Annotated in this window: 1 protein-coding gene and 1 pseudogene; one reads left to right on the top strand and one right to left on the bottom strand. The window is 74.6% G+C overall.

The genetic code is table 11. The annotated features are described in order from the left end of the window. Nucleotides 1-1,769, bottom strand: a pseudogene (locus tag AOK24_RS41305) (SpoIIE family protein phosphatase); the annotation flags it as partial. Nucleotides 1,770-1,777: 8 nt separating this feature from the next. Here AOK24_RS41305 and AOK24_RS41300 point away from each other — a divergent pair. Beyond that, the coding region (locus AOK24_RS41300; protein WP_055725034.1) for an AMP-binding protein at nt 1,778-1,960 on the top strand (183 nt) is incomplete at its 3' end.

Here is a 1,960-nt window from a genome sequence, read left to right as displayed (position 1 = left end):
GACACCTCGCAGATCAGCGTCGCCGCGTCGTGGATCAGCCGCAGCCGGATCGGGTGCGAGCCGTACCGGATCGCGTTGGTGACCAGCTCGCTGACCACGAGTTCCGCCGTGAAGGACACCATGTCGATGCCCCAGGCGACGAGCCGCTCGGCGACCTGTTTGCGCACGCTCGCGACGAGGGCGGGGTCGGCGGGGACGTCCCAGGTCGCGATGTGGTCGGCGGGCAACGCGCGCGTGCGCGCGAGGAGCAGCGCCACGTCGTCGGCGGAGCCGCCCGGCGGGAGCAGCGCGTGCAGGACGCGGTCACAGGTCTCGTCGAGGGAGTCGGCGTACCCGTCGAGCGCCTCGCACAGCGCGCGGAACCCGGAATCGACGTCCCGCGCGCGGGACTCGATCAGGCCGTCCGTGTACAGCGCGAGGACGCTGCCCTCGGCGAGCTGGATCTCGGCCGACTCGAACGGCAGCCCGCCGAGCCCGAGCGGCGGACCGGCCGGCAGGTCCACCCGGCGCGGACGCCCGCCCGGCACCACCACCACGGGCGGCGGATGCCCGGCGCGCGCCATCGTGCACCGCCGCGCCACCGGGTCGTACACCGCGTACAGGCACGTCGCCCCGACCTCCCCGGGGCTCCCCTCGCTGCCGGCCTCCTCGGAGAGCCGTACGACGAGGTCGTCGAGGTGGGTGAGCAGCTCGTCGGGCGTCAGGTCGATGTCGGCGAGGGTGCGGACGGCGGTACGCAGGCGTCCCATCGTCGCGGACGCCTGGATGCCGTGCCCGACGACGTCCCCGACGACCATCGCGACCCGCGTGCCCGACAGGGGGATCACGTCGAACCAGTCGCCGCCCACGCCCGCGCGCGCGGCCGGGAGGTAGCGGGAGGCGGCGTCGAGGGCGGCTGTACGGGGCAGGGAGCGCGGCAGGAGGCTGCGCTGGAGGGCGATCGCGGTGTCGCGCTCGCGCGAGTAGCGGCGGGCGTTGTCGACGCAGACGGCGGCCCGCGCGGTGACCTCCTCGGCGAGCAGCACGTCGTCCGGGGTGAACGGGTCGGGGCGGCGGAACCGGGTCAGCACCGCCACGCCGAGGGTCGCCCCCCGCGCGCGCAGGGGCACCGACATGACCGAGTGGATGCCGACCTCCCGCACGCGCGCGCCGCGCGCCGCGTCCCAGGCCAGCCACTGGTCCAGCTCCCCGCCGGGGACGGTCGCGACGATCGTGCGCCCCGCCGCCAGCGAGTCCGCCTGCGGCGAGCCCGGCGGGTACGTCTGGACCTCGCCGGGCTTGGCCACCGCCTCCGGGCTGCCCGGGTTCACGGACTGGTGCGCGGCCCGCCGCAGCGGCGTCGGCGACGCGGGCGGGGCCGGGAGTTCCGGGCCGTCCGGCGGGTCCAGCAGGTCGACGCTCACGAAGTCGGCGAGCGCGGGCACACAGACGTCCGCCAGCTCCTGAGCCGTACGAGTGACGTCGAGCGTGGAACCGATCCGGACGCTCGCTTCGTTGACCAGTTGCAGCCGTTCCCGGGCGAGGTAGTTCTCGGTGAAGTCGTGGGCCGACAGGGCGACGCCGAGGACCCGCCCCTCCTCGTCGGTGACCGGCGCGAGCCTGGCCAGCCAGGCGTGCGCGTGCTCCTCGCCCCCGGTGCGCGTGTAGGTCTGTACGTCCTTGGCGAGGCCGGTGGCGAGCACGTCGGCCATGTGCTCCTCCAGCTCGTCGCTCTGGGGCCGCCCGCCGATCTCGGCCAGTCTCAGGCCCCGGATGCGCTCCTCGGGGAGCGCTGTACGTGCCCGTCAACACGGCGCTCCCCGAGGAGCGCATCCGGCAGATCATGGCCGACAGCGGCACCGAACTCGTACTGACCGGAGGGGAGTTGACCGGCGCCGAAGGGGAACTGCCGTCCGTGTCGGCGGACTCGCTGGCGTATGTTATGTTCACGTCCGGCTCGACCGGGCGGCCCAAGGGCTGT

It is taken from the genome of Streptomyces niveiscabiei, from assembly GCF_001419795.1.
In the GTDB taxonomy this organism is placed as follows: domain Bacteria; phylum Actinomycetota; class Actinomycetes; order Streptomycetales; family Streptomycetaceae; genus Streptomyces; species Streptomyces niveiscabiei.
The sequence above is the reverse complement of the archived record's forward strand: the minus strand, read 5'-3'. Positions and strand labels throughout refer to the sequence as shown.